Below are 6,498 nucleotides of genomic sequence, written 5' to 3' on the forward strand. Positions count from 1 at the left end.
GGAACTACCCGCGCCGCCCGGTTCCGGATGCATCGTTTGCACAAGGGTTTCGTGACAGTGTCCAGCCCGACTTTCCCCATTTTCGGCAGCTATTCTGGCTATGTCACCGTCCAGAAAATGTTCTGGGAGACGATCTGTATTCAAGCGCGCGGTCGATCGAGTTAGCCACGGGGCGGAGCTATCCGCCATAGGTCCAAGCCTCGTTCCAAAACGACCATTAAAGTGCCTCGCAGGGTCGCCCCGCGTGGTCGGCCGAGGGGGCCGAGGAAGTTTCGGGACCCGGGGATGAAAAACACCCGGTTGCGTTTATCTGGCGTCAGTGCTGCGTCTTGGCCGCGGCGATCAGTTGCAGGATGAGCGGGAGCAAGCGCTTGACTTCGATCCGCACGCCGGAGGCATTCGGGTGCAGCCCATCCGCCTGCACCAGTCCCGGCTTGCCGGGCAATCCCTGGAGAAAAAACGGATCGAACAGCACCCCCTTACGATGGCCCAGCGTGGCGAACACTGCCTTGAACCGCGCACCATAGGCCGCTCCCAGGCTGGGTGGCGCGATCATCCCGCTCAGCAACACCGGGATGTGCCGCGCCGCCAGATCGTCCAGAATCCGGGTCAGATTGTGCTTCATCATCACGGTGCTCAACCCACGCAACCCGTCATTGCCGCCGAGTTCGACCAGTGCTGCATCCACCTTGCTGCCGGCCAGAACCCAATCGAGCCGCGCCGCTGCATCCGCCGTGGTATCACCCGAAACCGCGCCGTTCACCAGCACCACATCCGCGCCGTGCGCCCGCAATGCCGCGTGCAGCTGCGCCTGAAACCCGTCGGCGACCGGCAGGCCGTATCCGGCGGTCAGCGAGTCGCCCAGGATGAGCAGTCGGACCGGCGTCCCGGCGTTGGCGCGCGCCATGCCGAGCGCAAGCGCGATGCAAACGCACAACAAGCCAATGAAACCAAACACGATCTGGCCATTCCAGCGCGCTCGCCCATATACTTTAATCATGCTTGAACAACTCCGCACGCAGGATGGACCAGACGTGATGATCCGGCTCCGCGATCTTCGCCTGACCATCCCCGCCGCGTCGGGCCCTGTCAACATTTTGCTCGGCATCGATCTCGATGTCGCGGAGGGGCAAACGATCAGCGTGCTCGGCGCCTCGGGCTCGGGCAAGACCAGCCTGCTGATGCTGATCGCCGGGCTCGAACGCGCCACCGGCGGCACGCTCGAAGTGGCCGGTCAAAATCTTGCAGCGCTCGACGAAGATGCCCGTGCCCGTTTCCGCCGCGCCACGCTCGGCATCGTGTTCCAGGCATTCCATCTGATCCCGAGCATGACCGCGCTCGAGAACGTTGCCGTCCCGCTGGAACTGGCCGGGCGGCGCGATGCACATGATATTGCGGCAGACGCGCTCCGCCGGGTCGAACTCGGTCATCGGCTCGGCCACCGCCCGGCGCAGCTGTCGGGCGGAGAGCAGCAACGCGTTGCGCTGGCACGCGCCTTCGCGCCGATGCCGCGATTGCTGCTGGCCGACGAACCCACCGGCAACCTCGATCTCGAAACCGGCAAGACTGTGATGGACCTGCTGTTCGCGCTGTGCCGCACCCACGGCACCACACTGCTGTTAATCAGCCACGACCCCGTGCTGGCCGCGCGCTGCGACCGCATCGTCACGCTCCGCAACGGCGTCATCGTGTCGTGATCCGGCTCGCCTGGCGTCTGGCGTGGCGCGATCTGCGGGGCGGCAAGCGCGGCCTGTTGATCGTGCTGCTCTGTCTCGGTGTCGGCGTTGCCTCGGTCGCCGGCATCGGTTCGCTACGCGCGGCGTTGCAACAGGGGATCTCTCAGAGCGGCCGGACCATCCTGGGCGGCGATCTCGCTTTGTCCACCGGACTCGGACCTTTGCCAACGGCGGTATCCGCCTGGTTCCGTGCCCATGGCGCGCGTGTGACCGAGACGGTCGACACGCGGTCGATCCTGGTCGCACCGTCAGGCCATCGGCTGCTCGCTGCCGTCCGCGCGGTCGGACCCGGCTGGCCGATGCTCGGTCACGTCGCGACCAGCCCGCCCGACCAGTTCGCGGGCCTGCCACCCGGACCCGGCCACCGGCCCGGCCTGTTGCTGGCCCCCACCGGCGCCGCGACACTCGGCCTGCATCCCGGCGACATCGTCACACTCGGCGGTGTCAAACTGGTGTTCCGCGGTACGATCAGATCCACACCCGACAGTATCGGCGACAGCCAGCTGTTCGGGGTCAAAGCGTTCGTCGCCTTGAAATCGCTCGCCGGCACGCCGCTCATCCAACCAGGCGGGCTGGTCAGCTTCGGCCTGCAGGTTCTGCTGCCACCGGGCCGCGACCCACATCGTCTGGCCGTGGCGTTCGCACGCGCATTTCCCGGCAATCCCTGGCGGCTGCGTGGTGCCGCAAGCGCCGCCCGCGGTGTGACGCGCTTCGTCGATCAGGCAGCCATGTTCATGACGCTGCTGGGCCTCGCCGCCTTGCTGGTCGGCGGCATCGGCGTCGCCAACGGGGTGGACGCGTGGCTCGCCGCGCGCGCCCGCACCATTGCCACGCTCCGCTGCCTCGGTGCATCGGCGCGGTTGATCAGCCTGATCAATATCATCCAGTTATTGATCCTGGGCGTGCCGGGCATCCTGCTCGGGCTGGCGGTGGGCGCCGGCGCGCCGGTGCTGGTGCTGCCGCTGCTGCGCGGCGTCTTGCCGTTGCCGCACCCTATCGGTCTGTATCCGGCGCCGCTGCTGCTATCGGCGGGGTTCGGCCTGCTGGTCGGCCTGGTGTTCGCGCTGCCGCCGCTGCAACGCGCGGCAGCGATTTCGGGCGGCGCGCTGTTTCGCTCGGCGAGCGTCGCGCTGCAGGTGCCGCGCTCCTGGCGCGCCATCGCCATTCAACTCATCGCCGTCCTTGTTCTGGCGGCCCTTGCCGTGCTTTCGGTGCCACGGCCGCTGCTGGCGCTGGGTTTCAGTGGCGGCGCGATCGCGACCCTGTTGCTGCTGCGCTTGGTCGCTTTTCTGCTGATCCGCCTTTTGTCGGTGCTCCCCGCGCCGCGCAATGCCGCCATCGCGCTCGGCCTGCGGCGCCTGACCGGGCCGGCGTCCACGCTGCCGCTCATGCTGCTCTCGGCCGGTGCGGGCCTGACCGTGATGGTCGCTGTGGCGGAAATCCGCAGCAATCTGCTTGCCGAATTCACCCATGCGCTGCCTGCGAGCGCCCCCGGTTTCTACTTTATCGATATTCAGCCGCATGACTTGCCGACATTCGAGGCCGCGCTGAAATCCACCGGTGCCGCGCATCATCTGGCGTTCATGCCGAGCCTGCGGGCGCGTATCATGGCGGTCAACGGCGTCGGTGTGGCGCAATTCCGCCCACCCGAACAAAGTGCATGGCCGCTGCGGAGTGATATCGGCTTTACCTATGCCGCAGCACCGCCGCCGGGAACGCACATCACCGCGGGACAGTGGTGGGGACAGCGGTATCACGGACCGCCGCTGGTCTCGTTCGATGCAAGGATCGCCCGCCAATGGGGGCTCAGGGTCGGTGATACCATCACGGTCAACGTGCTCGGCCGCGACTTTCTGCTGCGGATCGCCAATCTTCGGCGGATCGACTGGCAGTCGCTTCAGATCAACTTCCTGATGATCGGCACGCCCGATCCGTTCGCCGGCGCGCCGCACACAATGGTCGCGACGGTCGAGGCCGATCGCGGCCGCAAGGGCGTGGTGCTGGCCGCCGTGACCGATGCGCTGCCCGGGGTGACCGGGATCGATGTCAGCCAGATTTTGCGCGGCCTGGCGGGCCTGATCGGTGAGATCGCCACGGCGATCAGCGCGGTCGGGCTGGTCGCACTGTTGGCCGGCGGTCTCGTGCTGGTCAGCGCGATCGCCGCCGGCCGCGACGCCCGGATCGCCGAAGCCGTGGTGCTGAAAACCCTTGGAGCGGCCGCGTCGCAAATCCGTGGCGCCTGGCTCACCGAATTCGCCGTGGCCGGCGGTGCCGCCGGGCTTATAGCGGCATCGATCGGCACGCTGGCGGCGGACCTGGTGGTGCGTCTGGTGTTTCATCTTGCATTTCATGTCCCCATCGGGGTCGTGCTGATCACACTCGGCGTCAGTATCGCATCGATGACCGTCCTCGGGTTCGCCGCCACCGCCCGGATACTGCGCCATCCTGCGGCCGCCCGCCTGCGGCTTGAAACGGGCGGTTGAGATCGGCCGCCACCGCGCCGCTCGGATCCGCTGCCTTATCCTACCGCGCCTTGCACGCCAAATTGCAACAGGGCCAGTCTCGCATAGAGCTTGCCGGTCGCAACCAGTTCCTCGTGGCTGCCCTGTTCCACCACATGCCCATCCTGCATCACGATGATCCGATCCGCCTTTAAAATCGTGGCCAGTCGGTGCGCGATGACAATGGTGGTGCGCCCCGCCATCGCCACCTCCAGCGCCTGCTGCACCCATTGTTCGTTCTCCGCATCGAGCGCGCTGGTCGCTTCATCGAGCAGCAGGATCGGCGCATCGCGCACCAGTGCCCGCGCAATCGCCAGCCGCTGGCGCTGCCCGCCCGACAGCGATTTCGCCCGCTCGCCGATCGGTGTATCGAACCCCTCGGGCAGACGGTCGATAAACCCGGTTGCCTGCGCCGCATCCGCCGCCCAGCGCAACTCGTCGCGCGTGGCACTCTCGCGGCCATAGCGCAGATTTTCGTAGGCCGAGCCGGAAAACAGCGCGGCATCCTGGCCGACGAGGGCGATGCGCGCGCGCAACTCTGCCGGCACCGTCGCCTTGAGATCGACGCCGTCGATCCGGATGATGCCAGCCTGCGGATCGTAGAATCGCAGCAGCAGGCGCAGCACCGTGCTCTTGCCTGCGCCGGATGGGCCGACCAGCGCCACCCGCTCGCCGTGCCGCACGGTCAGCGAAAAATTCCGCAGCGCCGGTAGATCGGGCCGTCCCGGATACGCGAAGGTCACGTCCGAAAACACGATGTCGCCGCGTGGCGGCAGCGGCATCGCGACAGGGGCGGGCGGTGCCGCAATTCCGGGCGTTGCGTCCAGCAGCTCAGCGATCCGCTCCATCGCACCGGACGCTTTCTGGACATCGCCAGCGACCTGACCGACCGAGCCGATCGAGGTCACCACCAGAATCGACAGAAAAATGAATTGCAGAAACACGCCCGGCGACACGCTGTGTTCGATGAACGTATCCTTCGCCGCCAGATACACGATCGAGCCGATCGCCACGAAGCTGAGCACGGAAACCACCCCGGTCAGCAGCGAACGCATTCTGATCCGCGCGAGCGATGCTGCGAACGCCGCCTCGACCGCGGCGCCGAACCGCGCGGCGCTGTCGGTTTCACGGCCGAACGCCTGCACCGTCTCGATCGCATCGAGGCTCTCGCCCGCGAACCCCACCGCCGCGGCAAACCGGTCCTGTGCGGCCATCGAGCGCGATCGGACCCGCCGGCCGAGATAGAACACTGGCCCCAGTACCAGGGGTACGATCAGCAAGACCAGCAGCGTGAAACGCGGCGTGATCACGATGAGCGACACCAGCGCGCCGATGAACATGATCGAACTGCGCAGCGCCACCGAGATCGACGATCCCAGCATGGTCTCGACAATGGTGAGATCCGTGGTCATCCGCGACAGGACTTCCCCGGTGCGCGTCGTCAGGAAAAACGCCTGATCCAGCCGCAGAATATGTTCATACACCGCCTTGCGCAGGTCAGCGACCACCCGCTCACCCAGCCGGGTGATGAAATAGAAGCGCAGCGCACTGCACAAGGCGAACACCGCGGTGATGGCACCCATCTGCGCCATCGTCCGCTGCAATGCGGCGACATTGGCCATACCATCATTGCCGATCCGCCGCACCCCGATGGTCAGACCAAGGTTGGCAAGCGTGGCGCCGACCAGGAATACCAACGCGAGAACCGCATCGCGCCGATGCGCCGCCAGATAGGGCATAAGGCGCTTCAATGGTCCGAGATTGCGCCGGCCCGGCCGTCCCCGCGCCGATCGCATCAACTGCGAAGCCAGTTCCAAACCGGCTCCAGGCCGTCCGGTCACCGGGCCGTTCACTTGAGAATCACTCATGCCATCCTCTGCGCCGAAGCTGCCGTTCTTCACATACGCGCGACTGGATTTGATCTGCAAACCGGCGTGATCGCGGTGATCGACGAAATCCGGATCGGCGATGCCGTGTTGGGGACCGCGCGTCACCTGAGCTCCGCGCCCTGGACAGCCACCGTTGGTTCAGCGAGTAGCGTCTCACCCGCGGGATCCGACGATGCTTGGTGTGTTTCAAAACCATCATGGTACGAAACCCAGGCGGAGAAGAGGCTCAATCCGCGTCAGGGTACGCCTATCAAGGCTGGTAAAACCGTCCGGTCCAATGTGTCGCTGACGTTGAAGAAGGAAATGGGATCAGCGTGGGCGTTGGTGCATAAATACACCTGTGGTTGATTTTGTTGTGATCGACTCGCGGTC

At 66.0% G+C, this 6,498-nt stretch carries 4 protein-coding genes; 2 read left to right on the plus strand and 2 right to left on the minus strand.

Annotated elements, in window-relative coordinates:
- Positions 1-316: 316 nt before the first annotated feature.
- Positions 317-1,000: an arylesterase gene (locus ACP5E6_RS15380; RefSeq protein ID WP_427955465.1), complete on the minus strand. Its 684-nt coding sequence runs from the start codon at positions 998-1,000 to the stop codon at positions 317-319.
- A 37-nt stretch (positions 1,001-1,037) separates the two neighbouring features.
- On the opposite strand from ACP5E6_RS15380, the gene ACP5E6_RS15385 reads away from it, so the two are divergent.
- Together ACP5E6_RS15385 and ACP5E6_RS15390 are read left to right on the plus strand one after the other, a co-directional pair.
- Complete coding sequence (locus ACP5E6_RS15385) at positions 1,038-1,697, plus strand: ABC transporter ATP-binding protein (RefSeq protein WP_427955468.1); 660 nt, start codon at positions 1,038-1,040, stop codon at positions 1,695-1,697.
- Positions 1,694-4,219 carry an ABC transporter permease gene (locus tag ACP5E6_RS15390; protein WP_427955470.1) on the plus strand — a complete coding sequence of 842 codons (2,526 nt, stop codon included), beginning with the start codon at positions 1,694-1,696 and terminating at the stop codon, positions 4,217-4,219. Before ACP5E6_RS15385 ends, ACP5E6_RS15390 begins: the two co-directional genes overlap by 4 nt.
- A 35-nt stretch (positions 4,220-4,254) precedes the next feature.
- On the opposite strand, the gene ACP5E6_RS15395 is transcribed toward ACP5E6_RS15390, so the two are convergent.
- Positions 4,255-6,231 carry an ABC transporter transmembrane domain-containing protein gene (locus ACP5E6_RS15395; RefSeq protein ID WP_427955472.1) on the minus strand — a complete coding sequence of 659 codons (1,977 nt, stop codon included), beginning with the start codon at positions 6,229-6,231 and terminating at the stop codon, positions 4,255-4,257.
- Between the last annotated feature and the right edge of the window lie 267 nt (positions 6,232-6,498).

The organism is Acidiphilium sp., from assembly GCF_049977125.1.
GTDB lineage: Bacteria > Pseudomonadota > Alphaproteobacteria > Acetobacterales > Acetobacteraceae > Acidiphilium.

What these genes read in the sequence shown, in the direction of transcription:
- ACP5E6_RS15385 (WP_427955468.1), top strand. Translation starts at nt 1,038, where the DNA reads ATGATCCGGCTCCGCGATCTTCGCCTGACCATCCCCGCCGCGTCGGGC.
- ACP5E6_RS15380 (WP_427955465.1), bottom strand. Translation starts at nt 1,000, where the DNA reads ATGATTAAAGTATATGGGCGAGCGCGCTGGAATGGCCAGATCGTGTTT.